At 36.6% G+C, this 1,465-nt stretch carries 2 protein-coding genes; both read left to right on the top strand.

The genetic code is table 11. From position 1 onward, the window contains the following. Positions 1-41: 41 nt before the first annotated feature. Positions 42-605, top strand: coding sequence for a helix-turn-helix domain-containing protein (locus GH754_RS19335; RefSeq protein ID WP_153730270.1), 564 nt, complete (start codon positions 42-44; stop codon positions 603-605). Then, positions 503-1,435, top strand: a complete 933-nt coding sequence (locus GH754_RS19330; RefSeq protein ID WP_323742120.1) for an IS3 family transposase — start codon at positions 503-505, stop codon at positions 1,433-1,435. Before GH754_RS19335 ends, GH754_RS19330 begins: the two co-directional genes overlap by 103 nt. Positions 1,436-1,465 lie beyond the last annotated feature (30 nt).

Raw genomic sequence — 1,465 nt, 5'->3', positions numbered from 1 at the left:
GAAAGTTAGAGTAATAATCTAACTTTCGGGGGTGTTTTTTTATGGCAAAATATAGTGAAGAATTTAAAATGAAGCTTGTCACCGAGTATTTAGATGGCAACATAGGATATGGATCATTGGCAAAAAAATATAATATGGGCAGTCAGACCCCTATACGTGAGTGGGTGAGCGCTTATAAGTTTCAGGGGATTGATGGGTTAAAACGAAGAAAAACAAAAAAGGAGTACTCTGTTCAATTTAAATTAGGTGCGATACAATTTATGTTAACCACAGGTGCTTCTTATTTAGAAACCGCTGTTCATTTTAAATTGAACAACCCTTCCTTAATCAAACGCTGGACGAAAGAGTTTCATGAACAGGGAGTAGAAGGCCTGAATGCAAAACCAAAGGGGCGACCTTCTATGTCTAAGAAACCCAATAAACAAAAGAAAAAGGAAGAGAAAAAGATAACACGTGAAGAAGAGTTGGAACGTGAGAATGAACTACTAAGGCTAGAAAATGCATATTTAAAAAAGCTGAGAGCTTTTCGGGAGAATCCAAATGCCTTCTACGAAAAGCACAAGCAAGGGTGGCATTTGAACTCAAAGAAGAAGGATTCCGATTAAAGGATATTTTTCTTGTTGTTGGTATTCCTGAAGCAACCTATCATTATCATCTAAAAAACTTTGGGAAAGAAGATCCGGATACAGAGATAAAAGAACTCATTACCAACCTATTTAAGAAGCATCATGAACGCTATGGGTATAAACGCATCACGGAAGAATTAAAGAAATTAGGACATCATGTTAATCATAAAAAAGTGTATCGACTTATGCGGGAACTAGGATTGAAATGTGTAAAATTTATGCGGAAATCTCGTAAATACAATTCCTACAAGGGAAAGGTTGGAAAGGTAGCGAAAAACCGATTATCCCGCCGTTTTAGCACACCTATTCCTCTTCAAAAACTAGTAACCGACATTACAGAATTCAAATGTCTGGGGGATGAGAAGTTATATTTAAATCCAATTCTTGATCTTTATAACGGAGAAATTATTGCTTTTGACATCAAGAAACGTCCCACGTTAGATCTAGTTATGAAACCTTTAAGAGAAACGATAGAGATAATAAAGAATCGCGCAACCTACCGCACCACCATCCATTCTGATCAAGGATGGCATTACCAGCATAACCAATGGGTGCAAACATTGAAGAAAAATAAAGTATTCCAAAGCATGTCACGTAAAGCAACCTGCGCTGACAATGCCTCAATGGAGAATTTCTTTGGCATTTTAAAGCAAGAAATGTATTATGGGGAAGAATTAATAAGCTATGAAGAATTAAAAAGACAGATAGAAGAATATATTTACTGGTACAACCATGAACGATCAAAAGAAAAATTGGCTGGATTGAGTCCAGTTGAATACCGAACTCAATCCAGCCAATCAGCTGCATAATAAAAACTCTAACTTTTGGGGGTAACCACC

It is taken from the genome of Salinibacillus xinjiangensis (assembly GCF_009649735.1).
GTDB lineage: Bacteria > Bacillota > Bacilli > Bacillales > Alkalibacillaceae > Salinibacillus > Salinibacillus xinjiangensis.
This window is presented reverse-complemented; position numbering and strand designations above follow the sequence as displayed.

Bases quoted from the DNA above. Each gene is read 5' to 3' on its own strand.
- GH754_RS19335 (WP_153730270.1), top strand. From the start codon at position 42: ATGGCAAAATATAGTGAAGAATTTAAAATGAAGCTTGTCACCGAGTAT.